Annotated in this window: 21 protein-coding genes; 8 read left to right on the top strand and 13 right to left on the bottom strand. The window is 73.2% G+C overall.

The window, feature by feature from the left end; translation table 11 throughout:
• The first annotated feature begins 232 nt into the window (after window positions 1-232).
• The 3 genes from Cs7R123_RS27155 to Cs7R123_RS27145 all read left to right on the top strand — a co-directional run bounded on the left by Cs7R123_RS27155 (window position 233) and on the right by Cs7R123_RS27145 (window position 4,691).
• Window positions 233-985, top strand: a complete 753-nt coding sequence (locus Cs7R123_RS27155; RefSeq protein WP_212830537.1) for a trans-aconitate 2-methyltransferase — start codon at window positions 233-235, stop codon at window positions 983-985.
• Between the two features lie 54 nt (window positions 986-1,039).
• Window positions 1,040-1,669 carry a DUF305 domain-containing protein gene (locus tag Cs7R123_RS27150; RefSeq protein ID WP_212830536.1) on the top strand — a complete coding sequence of 210 codons (630 nt, stop codon included), beginning with the start codon at window positions 1,040-1,042 and terminating at the stop codon, window positions 1,667-1,669.
• 586 nt (window positions 1,670-2,255) lie between these two features.
• A complete protein-coding gene (locus Cs7R123_RS27145) occupies window positions 2,256-4,691 on the top strand; it encodes a Xaa-Pro dipeptidyl-peptidase (RefSeq protein WP_244872172.1) in 2,436 nt (811 codons plus the stop codon).
• Window positions 4,692-4,769: 78 nt separating this feature from the next.
• Here Cs7R123_RS27145 and Cs7R123_RS27140 read toward each other — a convergent pair whose 3' ends face one another.
• A complete protein-coding gene (locus Cs7R123_RS27140) occupies window positions 4,770-5,573 on the bottom strand; it encodes a class I SAM-dependent methyltransferase (RefSeq protein ID WP_212830535.1) in 804 nt (267 codons plus the stop codon).
• 110 nt (window positions 5,574-5,683) lie between these two features.
• On the opposite strand from Cs7R123_RS27140, the gene Cs7R123_RS27135 reads away from it, so the two are divergent.
• On the top strand, window positions 5,684-6,082 hold the full coding sequence (locus tag Cs7R123_RS27135; protein ID WP_212830534.1) for a GNAT family N-acetyltransferase: 399 nt from the start codon (window positions 5,684-5,686) through the stop codon (window positions 6,080-6,082).
• 224 nt (window positions 6,083-6,306) lie between these two features.
• On the opposite strand, the gene Cs7R123_RS27130 is transcribed toward Cs7R123_RS27135, so the two are convergent.
• The 8 genes from Cs7R123_RS27130 to Cs7R123_RS27095 all read right to left on the bottom strand — a co-directional run bounded on the left by Cs7R123_RS27130 (window position 6,307) and on the right by Cs7R123_RS27095 (window position 16,951).
• Entirely contained in the window at window positions 6,307-6,813 is a 507-nt protein-coding gene (locus Cs7R123_RS27130; RefSeq protein ID WP_212830533.1) for a hypothetical protein, read from the bottom strand.
• A gap of 234 nt (window positions 6,814-7,047) precedes the next feature.
• Complete coding sequence (locus Cs7R123_RS27125; RefSeq protein ID WP_212830532.1) at window positions 7,048-8,214, bottom strand: MFS transporter; 1,167 nt, start codon at window positions 8,212-8,214, stop codon at window positions 7,048-7,050.
• A complete protein-coding gene (locus Cs7R123_RS27120; protein ID WP_212830531.1) occupies window positions 8,211-9,089 on the bottom strand; it encodes a family 3 encapsulin nanocompartment shell protein in 879 nt (292 codons plus the stop codon). The genes Cs7R123_RS27125 and Cs7R123_RS27120 overlap by 4 nt, the downstream gene beginning before the upstream one ends.
• Before the next feature lie 13 nt (window positions 9,090-9,102).
• Window positions 9,103-9,822 (bottom strand): hypothetical protein, encoded by a 720-nt coding sequence (locus tag Cs7R123_RS27115; protein WP_212830530.1) that lies wholly within the window; start codon window positions 9,820-9,822, stop codon window positions 9,103-9,105.
• Complete coding sequence (locus Cs7R123_RS27110; RefSeq protein WP_212830529.1) at window positions 9,819-10,802, bottom strand: aldo/keto reductase; 984 nt, start codon at window positions 10,800-10,802, stop codon at window positions 9,819-9,821. Before Cs7R123_RS27110 ends, Cs7R123_RS27115 begins: the two co-directional genes overlap by 4 nt.
• Window positions 10,803-10,823: 21 nt before the next feature.
• Complete coding sequence (locus tag Cs7R123_RS27105) at window positions 10,824-14,405, bottom strand: non-ribosomal peptide synthetase (RefSeq protein ID WP_212830528.1); 3,582 nt, start codon at window positions 14,403-14,405, stop codon at window positions 10,824-10,826.
• A gap of 178 nt (window positions 14,406-14,583) precedes the next feature.
• Entirely contained in the window at window positions 14,584-15,684 is a 1,101-nt protein-coding gene (locus tag Cs7R123_RS27100) for an FAD-binding oxidoreductase (protein ID WP_212830527.1), read from the bottom strand.
• Between the two features lie 49 nt (window positions 15,685-15,733).
• Window positions 15,734-16,951, bottom strand: coding sequence for an MFS transporter (locus Cs7R123_RS27095; RefSeq protein WP_212830526.1), 1,218 nt, complete (start codon window positions 16,949-16,951; stop codon window positions 15,734-15,736).
• A 134-nt stretch (window positions 16,952-17,085) separates the two neighbouring features.
• Between Cs7R123_RS27095 and Cs7R123_RS27090 the strand changes: the two genes are divergently transcribed.
• Both Cs7R123_RS27090 and Cs7R123_RS27085 read left to right on the top strand, forming a co-directional pair.
• A complete protein-coding gene (locus tag Cs7R123_RS27090) occupies window positions 17,086-17,610 on the top strand; it encodes an SRPBCC family protein (protein ID WP_212830525.1) in 525 nt (174 codons plus the stop codon).
• Window positions 17,611-17,747: 137 nt separating this feature from the next.
• Window positions 17,748-18,569: a hypothetical protein gene (locus tag Cs7R123_RS27085; RefSeq protein WP_212830524.1), complete on the top strand. Its 822-nt coding sequence runs from the start codon at window positions 17,748-17,750 to the stop codon at window positions 18,567-18,569.
• 145 nt (window positions 18,570-18,714) lie between these two features.
• Here the strand turns inward: Cs7R123_RS27085 and Cs7R123_RS27080 are convergent, their stop codons facing one another.
• The gene (locus tag Cs7R123_RS27080) at window positions 18,715-19,461 is read right to left on the bottom strand and encodes a hypothetical protein (RefSeq protein WP_212830523.1); all 747 of its coding nucleotides are present in this window, start codon (window positions 19,459-19,461) and stop codon (window positions 18,715-18,717) included.
• 64 nt (window positions 19,462-19,525) lie between these two features.
• On the opposite strand from Cs7R123_RS27080, the gene Cs7R123_RS27075 reads away from it, so the two are divergent.
• Entirely contained in the window at window positions 19,526-20,383 is an 858-nt protein-coding gene (locus tag Cs7R123_RS27075; RefSeq protein WP_212830522.1) for a cyclopropane-fatty-acyl-phospholipid synthase family protein, read from the top strand.
• 4 nt (window positions 20,384-20,387) lie between these two features.
• Here the strand turns inward: Cs7R123_RS27075 and Cs7R123_RS27070 are convergent, their stop codons facing one another.
• Window positions 20,388-20,870, bottom strand: coding sequence for an iron chaperone (locus tag Cs7R123_RS27070; protein WP_212830521.1), 483 nt, complete (start codon window positions 20,868-20,870; stop codon window positions 20,388-20,390).
• Between the two features lie 290 nt (window positions 20,871-21,160).
• Here Cs7R123_RS27070 and Cs7R123_RS27065 point away from each other — a divergent pair, with 290 nt between their 5' ends.
• Complete coding sequence (locus Cs7R123_RS27065; RefSeq protein WP_244872171.1) at window positions 21,161-21,619, top strand: SRPBCC family protein; 459 nt, start codon at window positions 21,161-21,163, stop codon at window positions 21,617-21,619.
• 1 nt (window position 21,620) lies between these two features.
• On the opposite strand, the gene Cs7R123_RS27060 is transcribed toward Cs7R123_RS27065, so the two are convergent.
• On the bottom strand, window positions 21,621-22,049 hold the full coding sequence (locus Cs7R123_RS27060; RefSeq protein ID WP_212830520.1) for a hypothetical protein: 429 nt from the start codon (window positions 22,047-22,049) through the stop codon (window positions 21,621-21,623).
• Window positions 22,046-22,705 carry a hypothetical protein gene (locus tag Cs7R123_RS27055; protein ID WP_212830519.1) on the bottom strand — a complete coding sequence of 220 codons (660 nt, stop codon included), beginning with the start codon at window positions 22,703-22,705 and terminating at the stop codon, window positions 22,046-22,048. Before Cs7R123_RS27055 ends, Cs7R123_RS27060 begins: the two co-directional genes overlap by 4 nt.
• Between the last annotated feature and the right edge of the window lie 2 nt (window positions 22,706-22,707).

Here is a 22,707-nt window from a genome sequence, read left to right as displayed (position 1 = left end):
AGGGCATGGCGAAGGCAGATCAGCCGGGGGTATGGCGGCAGCGACGCTGGCGGGCGCGGAAAGCGCTCAGCGGGCTGCCGGAACGCGTCGTCGCGCGACGCGGGACCCGAACGCGGGCAGGGACCGGCCAGGACGGCGGTCGCGGAGCCACTGCGGGGTCATGCGCCAGACCATACCCGATCGGGTGCGAAACCGGGTCGTGTGATCCGCGCGACGGCGCCAGGATGGACCCATGACCCAGGCACCCGACTACCGCTTCTACGGCGATCTCGCCCCCTGGTGGCCGCTGATCTCCCCACCCGAGGAGTACGCCGAGGAGGCCGCGTTCGGCGCCCGCGTGCTGGACACCGCCACGATCGGAGTCCGCGAGGTGCTGGAACTCGGCAGCGGCGGCGGCCACAACGCCGTCCACCTGCGCGAGCGGTACGCGATGACGCTGGTCGACCTGTCCGAGCCGATGCTGGCGATGTCGCGGCTGCTCAACCCCGACAGCCCGCACCACGCCGGCGACATGCGCACCGTTCGCCTCGACCGCACCTTCGACGCCGTCTACGTCCACGACGCCGTCGACTACATGCTCACCGAGGACGACCTGCGCGCCGCCGTCGCGACCGCGTACGCCCACACGCGACCCGGCGGCCTCGCCGTGTTCGTGCCCGACGAGACCGCCGAGAGCTGGCAGCCCGGCAGCGACCACGGCGGCGCCGACGCCCCCGACGGCCGCGCCGCCCGCTACCTGTCCTGGTCCTGGGACCCCGACCCCACCGACACCTGGACCGCCACCGAGTACGCGTTCCTGCTGCGGGAGGCCGACGGCACCGTGCACAGCGTCCACGAGACCCACCGCACCGGCCTGTTCGGACGCGGGGTCTGGCTGCGCCTGCTCGCCGAGGCCGGGTTCGACGTCCGCGTCGTCGAGGAGGAGACCAGCGAGGACCGGCCGCCCCGCGAGTTCTTCACCGGCCACCGCCCCGCGATGGACTAGCGTGGTCCGGGTACGCCGGAACCGCCGGTGAACGGCACCGGAAGGCTCCTGCTCATGCCCGGCATCCACGCGCCCCGTCCCGCCGTGCGCCGCACCGTGCTCGCCGCCGGGACGCTGGCCGCCGCGCTGCTCGGCGGCTGCGGTGCCGACCACGCCGGCATGGGCCACGGGATGTCGGCCCCCGCCGCCGGATCGTCGTCGGTGACCTCGTTCAACGACACCGACGTCATGTTCATCCAGATGATGATCCCGCACCACCAGCAGGCGGTCCGGATGTCCGACCTGGCCGTGACCAGGGCCGGCGACGCCCGGGTCAAGGAGCTCGCCGCGCAGATCAAGGCGGAGCAGCGGCCGGAGATCGCCACCATGCTGGACTGGCTGGACGCGTTCAAGCAGCCGACGCTCGCGCCCACGGGCATGGACATGGGCCACGGCCCCGACCACGGCGCCATGGCCGGCATGGCGACCGAAGCGCAGCTCAAGGCGCTGTCGCAGGCGTCCGGCACCCCGTTCGACAAGATGTTCCTGACCCTGATGATCGCCCACCACCAGGGCGCGCTGACCATGGCCGACCAGGAGCTGGTCGACGGCACCAACCCGCTGGCCCGGCAGCTGGCCCAGCAGGTCGTCAACAGCCAGTCCACCGAGATCGCCACCATGCGCTCGGTGCTCGACCGCCTGTAGCCGCCGCCTCCGCCTCTGCACGTGCGGCCGAGCACACCCCCGTCCCACACCGCGTCCGGCGCCCCCTCCACCAGCCCCAGCGGGCGACTTCGCGCCGCTCCCACCGGCTTGCGCCGCTCCCACCGGCTTGCGCCGCTCCCACCGGCTTGCGCCGCTCCCACCGGCTTGCGCCGCTCCCACCGGCTTGCGCCGCTCCCACCGGCTTGCGCCGCCCCACCGGCTTGCGCTGCACCCTGCGCTTGCTCTGCACCTACGCGCTTGCTCGGCACCCTCGGGCGCATCACGGTTGGGCTGCTCGGGTGATCGCTGTCTGCGGTCGAAACATCGCGTCCTGCCGCAGAAATTGACCGCGAATGCCGATCACCGGGCTCCGGATCGGCTTGATCGCGGTCTGCGGTCACCTTGGCCCGGTTGGGGGCGGCTGGGGAGTGGGGGGGGGGCGGCGAGCTAGGGGTGTGCCAAGGGGTTGGGGGGCGACCGCTGGCCGTCCGAAGGATTGAATCACTCTCGTCGATCTGACAATATCGACAACCATCGTGCTATTCCGGCATTCGGCGACTATCCACACCCCCTGGAAGGAAGCCACATGCGGTTCACCCACCGCGTAGCGATCGCATTCACGCTGCTCGCAGCCGCCCTCCCGATCCCGGCCACCGCCGCGGGCGCGGCGGCGCCACCCCAGGCGGCGTCACCCCGGGCGGCGCTCGCCCAGATCGAGGAGCGGGTCTACGTCGAGTCGACCGTGGACTCCAACGGCGACGGGCGGCTCGACCGGATCGCCATCGACATCGCCCGGCCGTCGACGGGCGGGCCGTACCCGGTCGTGTTCGAGCAGAGCCCGTACCGCAACGGGCTGGCCAGTGCCGCGAACCACGGCGTGAACGTCAGCGCCCTGCCGCAGGAGGGCCTGTTCCCGCTCGCCCCGGGCGCCCCGCCGACGGCCGGGCCCGGCGTCAGCGTGGCCAGGCCGGTGCCGGACCTGCCCGACTGGTACGACGACTACTTCGTACCCAAGGGGTACGCGGTCGTGCTCGGCCACAGTATCGGCACCGGCGACTCGGACGGCTGCCCGACCAGCGGGGACATGCAGGAGACGCTGGCCACGACCGCGGTGATCGACTGGCTCAACGGCCGGGCCCGCGGGTTCAGCGCGTCGGGTGCGCAGGTGACGGCGTCCTGGAGCACCGGCAACGTGGGCATGATCGGTGTGTCGTACAACGGCACGCTGCCGAACATGGCGGCCGCCACGGGCGTCGCCGGGCTCAAGGCGATCGTGCCGATCTCGGCGATCTCCAGCTGGTACGACTACTACCGGGCCAACGGGCTCGTCGTCGCCCCGGGCGGATACCAGGGCGAGGACACCGACGTGCTGGCCAGGGCCGTGCTCGACCGGACCGACTGCACGAGCCGGATCAACCAGATCGAGACCGACCAGGACCGGGTCACCGGCGACTGGAAGCAGTTCTGGGCCGACCGGGACTACGTCGGCAAGGCGAACAAGGTCGCGGCGGGCGTGTTCGTCATCCACGGCCAGGCCGACTGGAACGTCAAGGGCCAGCAGTACGCGCAGTGGTGGGACGCGCTGCGGGCGAACAACGTGCCGCGCAAGATCTGGCTGCACAACGGCGGCCACGGCACGACCTCGCGCGCGGACTACAAGGCGACGGTCGAGCGCTGGTTCGAGTACTTCCTCAAGGGCATCGACAACGGCATCCTCACCGAGCCCCGGGCCGAGGTGCAGTTCAAGGACGGCACCTGGCGCCAGTACGCCGACTGGCCCAACCCCGGCGCCGCCCAGGCCGTGTTCAAACTCGACGCGGCGTCGGCCACCGCACCCGGCGGGCTGACCCTCGGCACGCCGACGGGCACCACGGCGCAGTCGTTCACCGACAACGGCCGCACCAGTACGGCGACGACACTGGTCGCCAGCCCGGACAGCGCCAACGGCAACCGGCTCGTCTACCGGACCGGCAACCTGGCGAGCGCGGTGACGCTGACCGGCTCGCCCAAGGTCTCGCTGCGCCTGGCCGTGACCAACCGCAACGACGCCAACGTGACCGCGCTGCTGGTCGACTACGGCGGCACCGGGACCAGCACCACCCCCGTGATCGTGACCCGCGGCTGGATCGACCCGCAGAACCGTAACAGCCGCGCCACCAGCGAGAAGGTCGTGCAGGGCACGGAGTACGCGCTGAACTTCAGCATGCAGCCCAAGGACTATGTGTTCGCGGCCGGTCACCGGATCGGCCTCGTGGTGATCTCCACCGACTACGACTACACGCTGCGGCCGCCGGCCGGGGCCGCGCTGCGGCTCAACCCCGTCGGCAGCACCCTGACGATCGCGCAGACGGGTCTGGCCACCGGCGACGACTACTCGATCTCGGTGTCCCCGTCCGGTGGCGCGACCAATCCCGGCGGCACGCTGAGCGCGACGGTCGCCACGGCGGTGACCAGCGGGTCCAGCCAGAACGTGGCGCTGTCGGCGGCCGGGCTGCCGACGGGGGTGACCGCCTCCTTCAGCCCGTCGACCGTGGTGGCGGGCGGCAGCGCCACGCTGACGCTCAGCACCACGGCGTCGGTCGCGCCGGGGACATATCAGGTCACCGTCACCGGTACGGGCACCGGCGCCACGCGTACCGCGAGCTATGCGCTCACCGTCAACGGGCCCGGCGGCTGCAACGGCACCAACCCGGCCGATGTGGGGATCCCGGACGCGGGGGCTGCGGTGGAGAGCACGGTCACGATCAGCGGCTGCCCGGGGGCGGCCTCGGCGTCGTCGACGGCGGAGGTCCACATCGTCCACCCGTACCGCGGCGATCTCGTGGTCAGCCTGGTCGCGCCGGACGGGTCGAGCTACTCGCTGAGCAACCGCTCCGGCGGCAGCGCCGACGACATCCACCAGACCTTCACGGTGAACCTGTCCGGTGAGACCGCCAACGGCACGTGGCGGCTGCGCGTACAGGACGCGGCGGCTGCGGACGTCGGCCGGATCGACACCTGGACGCTGACCCTCGGCCCGTAGGCGCCACCGTGCCACGGCCCCGCGACGACCGCCCGACAGCGGTCGCCGCGGGGCCGCGGCACAGGCGAGGTGCGGTCCTCACACCCGCCCGATGATCTCGCCGTGCAGGACGGTGAACCAGCCGTCGGGATCGGCGGCCCACTTCTGCCACCCGGCGGAGATCTTCCCCAGCTCGTCCTCGGTGGACAGGCCCTCGCGCAGCAGCTGGTCGGCCAGGGCCGACTTCAGGATGCGGTCGGCCCACATCCCGCCCCACCACTGCCGGTCGGTCTCGTCGGCGAAGCACCACAGGCTGGCCGACGCGGTGACCTCGCCGAACCCGGCCGCCCGCGCCCAGGACAGCAGGCGCCGCCCGGCGTTGGGCTCCCCCTGGTTGTGGTGGCATGCCTGGAAGTACAGGTCCAGCCAGCGGTCCAGGGCGGGCGACTGCGGATACCAGGTGAACCCGGCGTAGTCGCTGTCCCGGGCGGCCACGATCCCGCCGGGCCGGCACACCCGGCGCATCTCGCGCAGCGCCCCGACCGGGTCGGCGACGTGCTGGAGCACCTGGTGCGCATGTACGACGTCGAAGCTCGCTTCCGCGAACTGCAACCCGTGCACGTCGGCCACGACGAAGTCGATGTTGTCGACGCCGCGCGCGGCGGCCTCGGCGCGGGCCAGTTCCAGCGCCTCGGCGGAGACCTCTACGGCGGTGACCCGGCCCGGGGCGACGATCTCCGCCAGGTCGCAGGTGATGGTGCCGGGGCCGCAGCCGACGTCGAGCAGCGACATGCCTGGGGCCAGGTGGGGCAGCAGGTAGGCGGCGGAGTTCTCGGCGGTGCGCCAGCGGTGCGAGCGCAGCACGCTTTCGTGGTGGCCATGGGTGTAGACCTGTTTCGGCATACCGCCCACGCTAGTCTGCGTCCTGTATTCCGAGACAATTTTCCCATGATATGAACACGCGTCGTGAAACGGCATGTCGGGAAGCCTTATGGATGCGCGATACTCGCCGGATGCATGTGGACTATCAGTGGCGCGACGGGTTCGACAACGGTGAGGTGGAGCGGCTGCACGCCGAGGGCTTCGGCTATGAGCCGACCGGCCACGACTGGCTCGCCCAGGTGGAACGGCACAGCCTGGGCTGGGTGTGCGCCCGTGCGGACGGCCGCCTGGTCGGCTTCGTCAACGTGGCCTGGGACGGCTCCGCGCACGCGTTCCTGCTCGACACCGTGGTCGCCGCCGACCTGCGCCGCCACGGTGCCGGCGCCCGGCTGGTCGCGGTCGCGGCCGAGCACGCCCGCGCCGCCGGATGCGAGTGGCTGCACGTCGACTTCGAGGACCGCCTGCGCGACTTCTATTTCGAGGCGTGCGGCTTCACCCCCACCCCGGCGGGCCTGATCCGCCTGGGGTAGTGGGCGGCGCGGCTGCGCTCGGCCGCTGACCTGGGCGAGCGCCCTGGCCGCGGTGGCAGCGATCATCGCCGCCCGCCGCCCGCCGCGTGCGCTGAGTGGGGCAGGGGTGCGTGCAGTTTCGGGGAAACTGCACGAATCCGGCCCATGATTCCCGCACTTTCCCCGAAACTGCACGCCGACCGGGGGACGGGCGCGGGGAGGGGGAGGGACGGGCGGGAGGGCGGTCAGAGGACGTGTTTGCGGGCGCGGTCGCGGGAGCGCTGCGTACGCGGCATCCGGGAGCGCGACGTCCACGATTCGGCCTCGCAGCGTACGCAGCTGCGTACGCCGCCGACCGCGATCCGGTCGCCGTCCTCGCCGACGTACTCGAACCCGTCCTGACGCAGTTGCTGCCCGCAGTTCGGACACTCCTCCAGGGACGTGCTGGTCGCGATGTACGCGACGCTGTGCTCGGCTTCCCGGATGGTGGAGTATGCCTTGTCGTCGCCGACCCGCAGCCGCGGGTTGCGCGGCGCCCCGGCGAACGGCCCGGTCTCGGCTTCGGACACCGCCCCGCCGATGGCGCCGAGCGTCTTGAACCGCTGCCGCAGCCGCGCGAACATCGTCGAGCTGTGCTCGGCGAGCCACTGGTCGTCGGACTCGGCGCGCCACGCCTCGTCGTAGGCCATGTGCCACATCCCATCGCGCCAGGAACCGTGGTCGACCGTCGCCACCGCCATGGCCCCCGCCACCGACCACTCCGCTTCGTCATAGACGTTGGCCTATCACGTCGACTGTACGTCGATCGAATTCGATGTCATAGGCCAACGTCTATGGAAAACGGGGCGCTCGGCGGGGCGCTCGGCGGGGCGCTCAGCGGGGCGCTCGGCGGGGCGCTCAGCGGGGCGCTCGGCGGGGGTCTGCTTGGCGGGGGTGCCGCGCCCGGCCTGGATGCGTCAGGTCCGGGCCGGGCGCGGCGGTAGGGCTCAGGACGGGACCGGTACCCGAGCCCGGCTGGTCGCCTCCACCAGTGCCAGAGCAGCGGAGGCGACCGCGCATGCGGTCATGGTGTAGTAGATCCCCGGATAGTTCCACCCCGTCGCGATCAGCCCGGCCAGCGGACCGCCCGCGGCCAGGCCGATGTCCCAGAAAGAGGTGAACGCGCCCAGGGCCGCACCCTGCTGCGACTGCTCGGTCCGGTTGATGACGACCAGGGCCAGCGCCGGGAACAGCAGCGACAGCCCGGCCCCGACGATCAGGCCGCCCGCGACCGCCACGATCAGGTTGGGCGCGACCGCGATCGTGAGCAGGCCCACGGCCTCGACCAGCGCCGACCACAGCGCGACCCGGCTGGGGCCGAGCTTGTCGGGCAGCGCGCCGAGGAACAGCCGCACCCCGACGTAGGTGAAGCCGTACGCGTTGAACGCGGCGATGCCGCCGCCGATGCCGCGTGCCTCCAGGTGCAGCACCACGAACGCGGCCAGCGCCGCGTAGCCGAACGCGGCCAGGGACAGGGCGATGCCGGGCAGCACCGCCGACGGAGCCACCAGCGGCGGCCGGGCCGTCGGCGCGGCCTGCTCGGGTCGGGGCTTGAGCGTGATCAGCAGCGCGCCGACCGCCGCCGCCGCGACGCAGAACAGCCATACTGCGGTGTAGCCGCCGGTCCACTTGAGGATCAGCGTGCCGATCAGGGCGCCGAGCGTGATGCCGGTCCACATGCAGATGCCGTACAGGCCGACGACCCGCCCGCGCCGCGCGGTGGGCGACAGCAGCACCAGCCACGCTGCTCCCGCCGTGTAGATCATGCCCTCGCCGGCGCCGTGCAGGATCCGCACCGCCACCAGCACGACCTCGTTCGCGGCGAGCAGGTAGGCCAGGCTCGCCGCCGCGCAGACGGCCGCTCCGGCGAGCATGACGCCCTTGTAGCCGCGCCGGTCGGCGTACCGGCCCGCGATCGGGCGGGTCACCACGGCCGACACCGCGATGGCGGCGATGACCACGCCGACCATCACGTCGCCGCCGTGCAGTTCGCCCTTCACGTACAGCGGCAGCACCGCCAGCGATGCCCCGACGCTGAGCAGGCAGCAGAAGATGGCTCCGAACAGGGGCTGGAACGGCGCGTAGAAGCGCAGTGCCTCGAACCGTCCCGTCATCGACCGCTCCGCTGGTGCGGGATGCCCGCCGGGCGTACGTGGAAGAAGTGCGTGGGCAGGTGCACGGCCACGCCCGCCCAGATCTCGGCGCACACCGCCAGGCCGGGCTGGGCGAACGTGCCCGGCGGCGGCTCGGCGATGCGGATGCTGGACCGGCCGCCGTCGAGCAGCCGGGCCGCCATCGCGAAGTCGCCGACCAGCGCGCAGCCGGGGTCGACCATCCGGGTGCGGCTGATGATCGTGCCGTTGCGGGCCAGGTCATCCAGCAGGGTGCCCTTGCCGACCAGGTTGAAGTAGTAGTCGTGCGGGTTGATGATCATCGCGTGGGCGGTGGCGCCGGTCTGCTCGATCTCGTTGCAGGCCGCCATCAGCCCGGCCACGTAGTCGCCGTGGTACGGCAGCTCGGCGATGCCCGGGTGGCTCAGCAGCCCCTGCTCGCCGATGGTCAGCGCCTGGTTCTCCGCCGTGGCCAGCCGCACCAGCAGCCGGAAGTCCACGAACACGGCCAGCGCCTCCTGATCGTCGACCAGCTCCGGCGGGATCTGCACCCACGCCCGCACCGGCGCCGTCTTCGCGCTGGACATGCCGAACTTGAACGCCGCCTCGCGGCGCAGCCCCGACTCGTGCACCGTGGCCGCCTCGTCGACGGTGGGGCGGCTCTCACTCCAGAACCGGGTCTCCTCCCCGTCCACCGGCCGCTTCTTGAACAGGTTGCGGACGGTCACCCGGGGCCGGTCCTTGGTCGGCTGGAACGCGTCGGTGATGGTGAAGTCGAAGACGACCTCGGCCTTCTCCCGGTCGGCGGCGTACGCGCGGGCGAACGCCTCCCCGGGGGACAGGCTGCGGTCCACGGGCGTCACAACGGCGGTGCTCACAACGGTTCTCCTGTCATAGCGCGTGCTCAACAAGGCGTTCGTAGAAGGGAAGGTGGTGGTCGTAGTACGACCGGAGCAGGTCGTGGTTGGCGACCGTGGCCCGGTACTGCTTGGCCGGGACGGTGAACCCGCTGCTGTTGCTGGCGTCGACGTGCCACTGCCTGGTGCGCTGCCACTCGGCCCGGTCCTGCGGCTCCCAGGTCAGCGCCTCGGGCCGGAACGGCAGCCCGACCGCCGCGCAGTACGCCGCCACCACCGCGGCGGGCTCTTGCAGCAGCCGGTCGGCGTCGACCACCACCGGCTCGCGGCCCATCACGGTGCGGGCCAGCTCGAACAGGTGCCACTGGTGCTCGTAGCCGACGTCCGAGCACGACATGGTCGGCTTCATCGCGAAGTGCGAGCTGATCGCCTTGGCCGGGTCGCGCACGATGAACGTGTGCTCGATGCCCGCGATCTCGTCCGGGTGGTCGTGCAGGTACTGGTAGCGGTACTCCATCGTGTCCTTGAAGAACACGGTCCGGTCCCGGCCCAGGTCGACCAGGTGCGCCATGATCTGCCCGGGGGTGCGGCAGACCGCCGTGCCGCCGTCGCGGTCCGGCAGCGCGGTCTCCTGCCAGTCGGTGAGCGTGACCAGCGGTTCGTGTACGACCGTGACGTCCCCGCGGGCGATCATCATGCGCAGGAACGCCGTCGAGGCGGCCCGCGGATGCGCCCACATGGCGATCACGGTCACATCGACCACCAGGTCGGCGACCGGTCCCAGCGGTGCTCGCGCAGCTCGGCCAGCAGGTCGGGGCTCAGTGCCGTGCCGTCGCTGACGCCCAGGTTGGCGCGTACGTGGGCGCTGCGGCGCATGCCCGGGATGACCGTGCTGACCGCCGGGTGGTGCAGGATGAACCGCAGTGCCAGCTCCGGCAGGCCCACGCCGTCGGGCAGGATCTCCTTGAGCCGGTCGGCCCGCGCCACGCTCGGCCCCAGGTTCTCCTCCCCGAAGTACGTGGACCGCCAGTCACCCTCGGGGAAGACCGTGTCGGCGTTCAGCGTGCCGGTCAGGGCCCCCTCGTCGAACGGCACCCGCGCGATGATCGCGACGTCGTCGCGCTGGGCCCGCTCGAACAGCTCGTCCTCGGGCGCCTGGTCGAAGATGTTGTAGATGACCTGGATCGCGTCGATCAGCCCGGTGTCGAGCGCCTTCAGGCAGTTGGCCGGCTCCCACCGGTTGACGCTGATGCCGATCCCGTCGATCAGGCCCTCGCGCTTGAGGTCGCTCAGCGCCTCCTGCCAGCGCCCGTCGTCGGCCCAGCGGTCCTCCCACACGTGCAGCTGCATCAGGTCGATGCGGTCCACGCCCAGGTTCTCCAGGCTGCGCTCGGTGAACTCGCGGATGTGGTCGGCCGGGAAGACGTCGTCGAGGGTGTCGGCCGGGCGCGGCGGCCACTCCCGGTTCTTCGGCGGGATCTTCGTCGCGACGTACAGGCGGCGGTCGGGGTGGCGCTTGAGCAGGGCGCCGAGCAGCTGCTCGCTGACGCCCCGGCCGTACACCCAGGCGGTGTCGAAGAAGTTGCAGCCGAGCTCGACCGCCTCGTCCAGGGCGCCGGGCGCGGTGTCGTAGTCCCAGCCGGTGAACCCGCCCGGGCCGCCGCCGATGCCCCACATGCCGTAACCGACCTCGCTGACCTCCCAGCCGAGCCGGCCCATCTTGCGGTGCTGCATGTATTTCCTCTCGTTGTTGCTTCAGTGCGCCGGTGTGAGCGCCGGCAGGTCCAGGCGGCCCAGCGGGGCCAGATGGCGGTCCAGGTGCTCGCGGTAGGCCTCGATCGGGGCGTACAGCCACTCGTCGGTCAGGCCCCAGCGCTGCTCCAGGTGGCGGCACTCGTCCTTGGCGAACAGACGCGGGTTGTCGGTCAGCAGCCCGCCGAAGCGGCGCCCGACCGCGTGCTCGGTCGCGCCCGGCGGCACCTTCAGCAGCGTGAGCAGCGTGTTCAGCTCCGCGTCGCCGGTGTCCAGGGCGGCTTCGCGCAGCCGGGCCAGGAAGTCGGTGTTCGGGATGCGCTCGATCGGGCGGCCGACCCGCGACAGCACATCGCCGAAGCAGACGCTCTCCGGGTGGAAGACGTGCAGCGTGCGGCCCCACGCCGCCGGGTCGGTCACCCCGGCCACGACGCGGCGGGCCACGTACCCGACCGGGGTGTAGTCGGAGCGGCTTGCCGCACCCGGGCACACCCCGAGCCGGTGGTAGGCCGACAGCAGCAGGTGGGTCAGCGCGCGCCGGTTCGGGAAGCCGTTGTCGGCGTCGGGCATCACCTCGCCCAGCCGGTAGACCGTGATCGGCGCGCCCTGGGCGGCCGCCTGCGCCAGCAGCCGCTCGGCGACCCATTTGGACCGGCCGTAGCCGCTGTGCGGGGTGGTCGCGGCGGCCACGTCGAAGCGCTCGCCCAGCGGGCGGCCGTGCCGCACCGCCTCGGTGTCGAGCACGCCGAGGGTGGACACGTGGTGCAGCTGCTTGGTCCGGTGCGCCAGGGCCAGGCGCAGCACCTCGTACGTGCCGGTCACGTTGGCGGCCCGGTGGGCGCGGTAGTCGAACAGGAAGTTGACCAGCGCGCCGTTGTGCAGCACCGCGTCCACGGTGCGGGCCAGGTGCTCCCAGGCGGCCGGGTCCAGGCCGAGCAGGGGCCGGCCCAGGTCGCCCGCGTACGCCCGCAGCCGCTGCCCGAACCGCGGCTGCCACAGCCCCTGCTCCGACAGCGTCGCCACCACCCGGGACATGGCCCCGGCGTCGTCGTCGGCCCGGCACAGGCACACCACCTGTATCGACGTGCGCGACAGCAGCTCGTAGACCAGCCTGCTGCCCACGAACCCGCTGGCGCCGGTGACCAGCACCGTGCGCGGCTCGCGGCCGCCGCCGACCAGGGCCGGGACGGCCAGCCCGGCCGTGGCGCGGGCGTCGTGGTCCATCAGCGCCGACTCGTCCACCTCGGTCTCGGCCGGGTCGGCCACCCGGCTGGCGACCAGCCCCGACAGCAGCTCGGCGGTCGGGTGCGCGAACAGGTCCTGCACCCCGACCTTGACGCCGCAGTCGCGGGTCAGCACCGAGGTCAGCGTCAGCGCCTGGAGCGAGTCGCCGCCCGCCCGCACGAAGCTCTCGTCGGCGCGCAGCTCCGGGCGGCCGAGCGTACGCCGGAACAGGGCCAGCATCCGCGCGGTGGGCTCGTCGGCACCCGGGCCGTCGTCGGTGAGGGCGGCGGCGTTGCCCGCCAGCCACGCGTCCAGCCGCTGGCGCAGCGCGGCCCGGTCGACCTTGCCGTTGGCGTTGCGCGGCAGCTCGGCCAGCACGAAGTGGTGGCGGGGCAGGCTGTTGCGCGGCAGCGCCCCGCGCAGGTGCTCGCGCAGGGCGGCCTCGGTCACCACGCCGTCGACGAACAGGGCCAGCGACTTGGCGCCGTCGTGCTCGGCCACGAGCACCCGCGCCTGCCGTACGCCGGGGCAGGTCTCGGCCACCGTCTCGATCTCGCCCAGCTCGATGCGTACGCCGCCGATCTTGACCTGGAAGTCGCGCCGCCCGTGGAAGTGCAGCAGCCCGCGCTCGTCGTAGCGGCCCAGGTCGCCGGTGCGGTAGAGCCGCTCGCCCGGCAGCTGCGGGAACGGGTTGGGCACGAACACCTGGCCGGTCCGTTCCGGATCGCCCAGGTAGCCGCTGCCCAGGCAGGCGCCGCCGATGGCGATCTCGCCGACCGCGCCACGCGGCAGCGGCCGCAGCGCCTCGTCGACGACCACCGCGTAGCAGTTGTCGATCGGGCGGCCCAGCGGGACCGCGCCGGACTCCTCCGGGTTGACCCGGTGGAAGACCATGCCGATCGACGCCTCGGTCGGGCCGTACCCGTTGGTGAGGCTCACCGCGGGCAGCAGCGCCATCAGCCGGTGCGCGAGCTGCCGGTTCATCTCCTCGCCGCCGACGATGAGCCGCCGCAGCGTGCTGATGCGCGCCAGCGCCCGCTCGTCGTGGTCGACCAGCGTGACCAGCGCGTTGAAGATGCTCGGCACGAAGTCGGTCATGGTGACGCCGTACTCGGCGACGGTGTCGACGGTGCGGCCCAGGTCCAGGAAGTCGCCCTGGGCCGGCACGACGGTGCGCCCGCCGGTGGTCAGCGGCCAGAACAGCTGCCACACCGAGGAGTCGAACGTGTGCCGGCTGTTCTGGAGCACCACCTGCTCGCCCGCGCCGAAGTAGCGGGTCATGAACCGGAACCGGTTGGTCAGGCCGCCGTGCAGGTTCATCGCGCACTTGGGCGTGCCGGTGGTGCCGGAGGTGAAGATGCCGTAGATGACGTCGTCGGGGCCGAGCGCCACCCCGGGCCTGCGGGCGGGCGCGGCGTGGGCGCCGACGGCGAACGGCAGCGCCCGCTCGCGCCAGGCGGGCGGCAGCGCGGCCGCGTCCGCGCACAGCACCACCGGGGCGGCCAGCACCGACAGCGTCGCCGCGAGCCGGTCGGCGGGCCAGGACGGGTCCAGCGGCACGAAGGCCGCCCCGAGCTTCATCAGCGCCAGGTACGCCACCGGCAGCTCCAGGCTGTTGCCCAGCAGCACCGGCACCGCCGTGCCCAGGGCCACGCCGCGGCCGGGCAGCGCCGCGGCCAGCGCGTTGGCGTGGTCGTCGAGCTCGCGGTAGGTGAGGGTGCGCCCGCCGTAGCTCACCGCGGGCGCGTCGGGCCGCTCGTCGACCCGGTCCTCGATCATCGCCGGGATGGCCCGGAACGGGCCGTGGTCGACCTCGCGCCCGGCCAGCCGCCCCAGCAGCAGGTCGCGCGAGGCGGCGCCGAGGCCGTCGGCGGCGGCGGGGGACAGGCCCGGATCGGCCAGCAACGCGCGTACGACCTCGGCGAACAGCTCCGCCACCGCGTGCGCCGCGCCGGTCCACGGGTCGCCCGGCGCGACCGCCACGTCGGCGGTCAGCCGGTGCTCGACGATCCGCAGGCTGATCCGCACGCCGGTCTGCGGCCGGCCGGTGCCCTGCCCGAGCAGGACCTCCAGCGCGGGCTCCGGATCGGCGGGGAAGGTGTCGAGCAGCTCCCGCACCTGCTCGCGAGCTTCGGCGCCGTCGTGCTCGCGCAGGCTGTCGGGCCAGTCCCGCAGGCAGTGCCAGCTGTCCGCCTCGCGGACCCGGACCGGCATCGTGCGGGCCAGCCGGGTGGCCGTCTCGACGGCGGCCAGGGCCGCGGCGCAGACGAGCTCACCGGGCCGACCGCTGCCGCCCGATTCCGGGTACGCGGGGATGGTGCACGAGTAGCGACCGTTTCCCGGGGTGCTGCCGGAGCCCATCCGTCCTCCATCGTCGGTGGACGTCCGGGCGCGGGGTGGGCGCACACGGTCCATCCATCCATACGTGCACATGCCTGATGGAGGGGAAGACTAAGGCATCCAACGGAGTTTGCGAATATCTCCGGCGATCGTTTACGAGACTTTAAATAGTTGTCCGCAAGATTCACATGCGGCTGCATCAGGAGAGAAGTCGCCCGGCCGCCATCATTTCATTCATTCCCGTGATCGCGGTACGCTCCCCGGCGACGGCCTCGGCCAGTGCCCGTCCCACCGCCGGGGCGATCTGCACGCCGTACCCGCCGAGCCCGGCGAGCCAGTGGAACCCGTCGGCGGCCGGGTCGGGGCCCACCACCGGGACGTCGTCGGGCGTGCTGGTGCGCAGGCCCGCCCAGGCGTGCCGGACCCGCCGCGCGGGCAGCGTCGTGGCCTCCCGCAGCCGCTCCAGCCCGATGGCCACGTCGAGGTCGTCGGGGCGGGCGTCGCCGGGCACGGCCGGTGTGGCGTCCACCGGCGACACCAGCAGCGCACCGGACTCCGGTTTGCAGTAGAACGTCTCGGTCACGTCGCAGACCATCGGCCAGGCGCCCGCGTCCTCGGGCGCGTCCACCAGGAACGCCGTACGCCGCCGGGGCACCAGCCCCACCGGGCGCACCCCGGCCAGCGCCGCCACCTCGTCGGCCCAGGCCCCGGCCGCGTTGACCACCACCGCCGCGCGCACGTCGCCCGCGCTGGTGCGCGCCCGCCAGCCGCCGCCGTCGCGGGCCAGCTCGTGCACCCGGGCCCGGGTCAGCACCAGCCCGCCGGTGGCGGTCACGGCGCGCAGGAAGCCGCGGTGCAGCGCGTCCACGTCGATGTCGGCGGCGGCCGGGCGCAGCAGTGCGCGGGTGAACCAGTCGCGGCGCACCACCGGGCAGTGCCGGGCCACCTCGTCCGGCCCGATCTCGTACGCGGGCACCGGCGCCGTGGCACCCCGTGCGAGCGCCTGCTCGAACAGCTCCTCGGCCCCCGGCGGGCACAGTGCGACCACCCCGCGCGGGGTCAGCAGCGGGTGCTCGGTGAACCCGTCCGGCGGCTCGGTGAAGAACGCCCGGCTGGCGGCGGTGAGCGCGCGCACGGGCGGATTGCCGTAGTACTCCGAGAACAGTGCCGCCGAGCGGCCGGTGGCGTGGTAGCCGGGTGCGGCCTCCATCTCCACCAGCGTGACCGTGCCGTGGCGGGACAGGAAGTAGCCCGCCGCCGCTCCGGCGATCCCGCCGCCCACGACGAGGAAGTCTGTCATGCCTGCGAGACAGTACCGGCAATGATGGACGTATGTAAATGCCTGATCGTCAGGCGGGTGCGGGGACGGCCGCGTCCGCCCGGCGCAGCCGCCGGATCGGCGGGACGACCAGCAGCAGCACGCAGCCGGTCACGCCGACGGCGCACCCGGTGAGCAGCAGCTGGCCCGGCCCCAGCAGCCCCGCCAGCGGCGCGGCGAGCACCTGCCCGACCGGCACCCCCAGCACCGACCCGGCCACCTCGTACGCCGACACCCGGTTGAGCACGTCGCGCGGGATGTGCGTCTGGATGCTGGTGGCCCACATGACCGACCAGAACGCCCAGGACAGCCCGCCCACGGCATGCCCGGCCAGCAGTACCGGCAGCGGCGTGTCCAGCGCGGTGGTCAGCGGCACCAGCACGAACCCGACCAGCACCACGGCACCGGCGGCCAGCGGCCGCACCGGCTTGAGCCGCATCGCGGCCAGCCCGCCGAGCACCGTCCCGGCCCCCATCGCCGACATCGCCCACCCGTACGCCGCGTCGCCCAGCCGGTCGGTGATCAGCGCCGAACCGATCGGGATCAGGGGTCCGAACAGGACGACGCCGTACCCGAACCAGATCAGGATCACGCTCCACATCCAGCTGCGCGACCGGAACTCGGTCCAGCCCTCGCGCAGGTCCCGCCGCAGCGTGGCGGTGGTGGCGGCGGCCGCCGGCGGGTGGGCGGGCAGGCGCAGCGCGAGCAGGCAGACCGCGCTGACCGCGAACGTGGCCGCGTTCAGGGCGTACACCGTGCCCGCGCCCGTCGCCACGACCAGCACCGCCGACAGCGCCGGGCCGAGCAGTTGCGCACCCGCGTCGGCCACCCGCAGCACCCCGTTGGCCCGCTGCACGTCCGCCGCCAGCAGCGGCACCATGCTGGCCACGCCCGGCTGGAACATCGCCGCCGCCGAGCCCGCCAGCACCGACATGCCCGCCAGCAGCCACAGCGGGGAGTGGCCGGTGAACAGCGCCACCGCCGTCACCGACTGCGTCGCCACCCGGACCAGGTCCGCGCCGACCATCAGCCGCCGCGCCCCGGCCCGGTCGGCCAGCACGCCGCCGAACAGGATCAGCCCCACGAACGGCACCATCCACGAGGCCAGCACCAGGCCCACCCCGGACGCGCCGTGCCCGGCGCCGCGCACCGCCAGCGCCACCGCGACGGGCAGCATCCCGTCGCCGAGCAGCGCCACCGCGCGCGCCACGAAGTACAGCACGAAGTCACGCGTCCACAGCCGGGCCATCCGTCCGCCTCCCCAGGTTCGTACCGATCATGAACCGAGAACTGTAAACACCCCTTCCCATTAAGGGGTGTGGCGCTGGTCACGGCGAGCCGCGGTGTTACATGGATCCGATACCAAAAGGGAAGGTGGCCGACATGAACCACGAAACGCCCACACCGCTGCTCGACGCGCAGTGCGAACCGAACGGGCGGCGCTGGACCCTCGCGCTCGTCCGCGAGCTGCCGCACCCGCCGCGCACCGTGTGGGCCGCCCTCACCGATCCGGAGCAGATCAACCGCTGGGCGCCCTACGACGCCGACCGCGACCTCGGCACCACCGGCGGCGCCGTGCTGACCATGGTCGACGGCGACCAGCGCCATGACCTGCCCGCCGAGGTGCGCCGCGCCGAACCGCCGGTGCTGCTCGCGCACACCTGGGGCGAGGACGGCCTGCGCTGGGAGCTGGCCGCCGCGGCGGCGGGCACCCGGCTCACCCTGCGCCACACCACGGCCGACCGCGACTGGCTGCCCCAGGTCGCCGCAGGCTGGCACCTCTGCCTCGACGTCCTCGCCCGCCTGCTCGACGGCGAACCCGTCCAGCCGATCCGCGGCCAGTCCGCCATGGACCACGGCTGGCCCGCCCTGCGCGACGCCTACGCCGCCACCCTCGGCCCGCGCTGACCGGTGCGGGGGATGATCGCTGTCTGCGGTCGATAGCGCACGTGAGCGTCGTGTCCTGACCGCAGAAGGTGATCACCTGCCCGATCGCCGGACGAAACCTGGAGGCGATGTGTAGTCCGCGTCGCTAAGGTCGCCGCGTGGCATCGAACTTCGAATGCGTCGGCCTCGCCGTGGGCGATCGCGCCGAACTCGCGGAACTGGTGAGCCGCGCCCTGGCCGGCGCCGAACCGGTCGGCCACGTCGGCGGCATCGACGTGTGCGTGTGGCAGGACCCCAGCGGCGTCCGCCTGGTCTTCTCCCTGAAGAACGGCAAGATCCTCGACTTCGTGCCGTCGTTCGCGGGCACCGAGGGCGCCCGCCTGTCCGCCGTACGGCCCGCCAACGACGAGGTCGCCATCGCCAACGTGGTCGACGGCGACGGCGAGATGATGACCATGCTCGCCGTCGAGCTGGAGCAGCGGCGCCTGCTGACCGGTGCGGGGCGCTCCGTGTCGGGCCCCGCCAGCGTGATCGCCTTCGGGCAGGACGTCAGCGTCCACGCCGATGAGGACGCGTTCGCGGCCTCCGACGCCAGCCTGCTCGATCCGGACGACGCGGGCACCGAGCCCCCCGCCGACCACTCCGAGCAGGGCCTGCCGTGGCCGCCCCGGATGGGGCCGGAGTCGTTCATCTCGTACGGCGTGTTCGGCCCCGCCGAGCAGGCGCAGGCCCTCGCCCGGCTGCACGGCACCGTGCTGGACGCGCAGCGGCGCACCGTCGCCGCCACCGGCCAGTCGTTCGTGGTCGCCCGGGTGCGGACGGTCGGTTTCGAGACCGACCTGTGCCTGCCCGACCTGCCGGACGCCGAGCTGCCCCAGCCGGGCAACGTGATCGGCGGCCACGTGTTCCTGGTGGCGTCCCTGCCGAGCCTCACCAGCCCCGACTCGGCCCGCCGCTCCTGGCTCCCCTGGCGCCGCTGACCCACCACCTGGGCGAGACAGTCAAGATCGTGCGAGTTGCCGGGCAATCGGGCGTATGCAGAGCACTCTTTCGCCCGATTGCCCGGCAACTCGCACGATCATGGACAGGCTCGTGGGCGGGGCGGGGCGGGGCGGGCTGGGTGGGTCAGGTGTGGGTGACGGTGAGGCTGGAGACTCCGGCTACGGCGTCGACGACGTAGCGGTCGGTGGCGGTGGCCCAGCCGGGCGGGGAGAACACCGAGCCGCCCGCCACGCCGAGGTGGCGGGTGCCGTCGACGGTGACGTCCGCCGCGCCGCCACCGGCGCTGACGCGGACCGGGACGCCGTCGGGCAGCCGTACCAGGAAGTCGCTCGCGCCGCCCGCCATCCGGACCGTCAGCGTCCCCTGCGGCCGCGGCAGCACGGTCTCGATCCGGGTCGACCCGGCCGCGAAGTCGACCGTTCCGAGCCGGCCCGCGCCCATGTCCACCACGGTCTCGGCGGCGCCGCCGGAGAACCGCAGGTCCCAGCGCACCTCGCGGTTGAGCAGCACCTCCACGGCGGCGGCCCCGTGCTCCCCGGTCGAGGCCAGGTGCAGCTGGTGGCGGCCGCCCGACTCGACGACCTCGGGCGAGAGCGCGGAGTCGCTCGGCGTGCTGACCCGGTACAGGTCGTCGCCGAGGTCGGCCGCCCGCACCGTGACCGTCGTCGCGCCGCTGACCACCGTCAGGGCGGCGGTGTCGCGGCCGCCCCGGGCCGCGGAGACCGTGTGCGCCGCGCCGAAGCCGTCCCGGCCGCGCCCTGGTTCGTCGCGCCCGGGTTCGCCGCGCCCGGGTTCGCCGCGCCACGGGCCGCACCCCGCCGCGAGCAGCGTCACCAGCAACGATCCAGTCAGGACGGCACGTCGGTTCATGACCCGTCGTTACCCGCCACCGCGAGCCCTTACACCGCGACGGCTTGCGGTCTAGAGTCACCGCGTGGCTACGGTCGACGCGGCGGTGGACGCCGAGCGGGTGCGGCGCTACTACGACAGCAACGCCGCCGCCTTCGAGCGGCTCGGACAGGGCGGCGCCTCCATCCACCGCGCGGTCTGGGGGCCGGGCGCCACCACCCGCGCCGACGCGTTCCACTACGTCGACGAGCTGATCCTGGCCGCGCTGCCGCCCGACGTCGCCGTGCCGTCCGTCGTGGACCTCGGCTGCGGCCTCGGCGCGAGCCTGCTCCACCTGGCCGCCCGCACCGAGCTGACCGGCGAGGGCGTCACCATCAGCGCGGCGCAGGCCAGGCGGGCCGCCGAGCTGATCGAGCAGGCCGGCGCGGGCGCGCGGGTACGCTGCCGCCAGGGCGACTACCTGGCCCTGCCCGACGACCTGGCCGGCTCGGCCGACCTGGCGTTCTCGATCGAGGCGTTCATCCACAGCCCGGACGCCGACGGCTACTTCCGCGAGGCCGCGCGCTGCCTGCGCCCCGGCGGCCGCCTCATCGTCTGCGACGACTTCCTCACCTCGGCCGCCCCGCCGGACTCGCCGCGCACCGCCCGCCGGATGGCCGAGTTCCGCACCGGCTGGCACGTCGGCTCGCTGCTCACCGTCGACGAGGTCCGCGCGGCGGCGGCCCCGCACGGGCTGAGCCTGGTCCGCGACGTCGACCTCACGGCATACCTGGAGCTGCGGCGCCCGCGTGACCGGTTCATCAGCACGCTGCTGGCCGCGGGCCGGGTGTTCCGGCCGTCCGGGCCGTACTGGCAGTCGCTGGTCGGTGGTGACGCGTTGCAGTGGGCGCTGCTGCGCGGCCTGCTCGGCTACCGCTTCCTGGAACTGCGCCGCACCGCCTGACTTCTCAGCCGGCCGCCTGCTCGACCAGCGCGGCGATGCGGGCCGCGTCGTCGGCGGTCAGCTTCGTGATCGCGTACGCGTTGGGCCACATGTTGCCGTCGTCCAGGTTCGCCACGTCGCTGAAGCCGAGCGTCGCGTACCGCGTCTTGAACTTCTGCGCGGGCTGGAAGTGGCAGACGATCTTGCCGTCGCGGGCGTACGCGGGCATGCCGTACCACAGCTTCGGCGCCAGGTCGGGGGCGCTGGCGGTGACGATCGCGTGGACCTGCTCGGCGAGCGCCCGGTCGGTCTCGGACATCTCGGCGATCTTCGCGAGCACCGCGGCCGCGTCCGCCTCCCTGGCCGCCTCGGCGCCGCGCCCGCCGCGGCGGGCGGCCGCCTTCAGCTCCTGGGCGTGGTCCTTCATCGCGGCGCGCTCATCCTCGGTGAACCCCTCGAACGCGCCCTCCTTGGCGGCGGCGCTCCTGGCGGTCTTCTTCACGGCCATCGTCGGCTCCCTTTTTCGCGATCGTCCTGGGCTGATCTTCATGCTAGGCAGCCGCCCAGGTCGGGCGCTTCTCCGAACCTGACCGATCGCACCCCGCCCGCGCCGCCGTGCCCCACCCGCCCGGCCGCGACCGCCGTCCGCCCGCGTCCGCCCGCGCCCGGGTTCGTGCAGTTTCGGGGAAACTGCGCGAAAGCACGCCAAGATTCCTGCACTTTCCCCGAAACTGCACGAAACGCACGCTGATCATGGCGGGTCTGGTGGTCGAGGTGGGGGCGGTTTAGGGTGGGGGCGTGGCCAAGGCGGTGCTGGAGCATGAATGGCGGGTGGACGCGGGGCTGGACGAGGTGTTCCGGCACCTGGCCGACCCCAACAGCTACATCGGCCTGTCCCCGCTGGTCGTGACCGTCCGGGACGTGCGCATGGCGGTGGACGAGCGCGACCGGCCCGTCCTCGACTACATCGCGGTCGAGCGCTTCAAGTTCCTCCGGAAGCTGCGCTGGGACAACCCCATCAAGGTGCGCATGCGTACGCTGCCCGACCAGGGGAAGCTGGCCCAGAGCGTGAAGAGCCCCGGCGGCGTGCGGTTGGAGTCCACGGTCGAGCTGATCGCCGACGGCGACGGCACCCGCATCCTGGAGCGGCTGGACCTGTCGATGCCCGCCCCGCTGAAGGGCTTCGTCACCGGCCAGGCCCGCTCGGTGCAGCTGTTCCGGGCGGCCGAACTGGCCCGCCGGATGGCGCGGTCCTGAGTCAGCGCCCGGCCGCGAGCTCCCGCAGCGCCGCCACGTGCGGGTCGGTGCCGGTCGCGGCCAGGTCCTCGACGTACACCGCCACGACCCGGTCGCCGTCCCCGAGCCGGGCCCGCAGCGCACGCCAGCCCCACAGGTTCGGGTGCGGCAGGTCGGTGCACGCCTCGGCGGGAGCGAGTTCGGCCAGGACGGTGTCGAGCTCGGCGGGGGTCAGCTCGTACGACGCGTCGCCGCTCACGTGCCCGCAGGTGCCCGCGACGATCACGGCGGGCAGCAGTCCCGCGCCCACGTTCACGTGCGCGAACTCGATCCCGTCACCGAGCGGGAGGCCGAGCCCGAACGCCGACGGCGGCCGGTAGCCGGGGATCGCCTGCTCCCGCTGCGCGCGGGCCGCGTTGATCTCCTCGACGGTGTGCCACTGCTCGCTCATCCGCCGATGATCGCACGCTCCGGTGCGCGCAGCGGTATGCGGTCGATCACCGTCCAGCTGTAGTAGGTCACCGGATCGCGGTGCTGGACCACGTCCACGACGTGCACCTCGCCGACGGTCATCGGCGCGTGGCTGGGCCGCACCCGGGTGCGCAGCGCGCTCTGCACGTCGCCGGAGTCGCCCGCGCCGGACGCGTAGGCCAGGGTCAGGTGGCCGGGCATGGCCTCGTACTCCAGCGCACCCGGCCCGAACAGCTCCCCGATCACCTTGCGGGTCAGCGTGTACACCGTGTGCAGGGGCTGGCCGGGCAGGTCGCCGTCGAGGTCGAGCGCGACGGTGCTCGCCCCGGCCAGCGGCGATCCGGCGGTGAGGGTGAACGCGGGCACCCCGCTGAGCGCGGCGCGCAGCCGGGAGGCGAACTCCGCCCGGACAGCCGCGTCGACGGTCGCGGACGGGACGCCCATCACCGGCGCGACGGTGGCGTGGATCCAGTGCGGCGCCATGGGCGGGATGAAGTCGTACCCGGACATTATCCGGCCGCAGTCGTCGACCAGCCGGGCCAGATCGCGGTCGCGGTCCAGGTCGGGCACCAGGTAGACGTGCAGCAGGCCGAAGCCGTCGGGCCAGGTGCGCCTGCGGCCGAGGAACCGCCTCATCG

The sequence above is a fragment of the Catellatospora sp. TT07R-123 genome (assembly GCF_018327705.1).
Taxonomy (GTDB): domain Bacteria; phylum Actinomycetota; class Actinomycetes; order Mycobacteriales; family Micromonosporaceae; genus Catellatospora.
The sequence above is the reverse complement of the archived record's forward strand: the minus strand, read 5'-3'. Positions and strand labels throughout refer to the sequence as shown.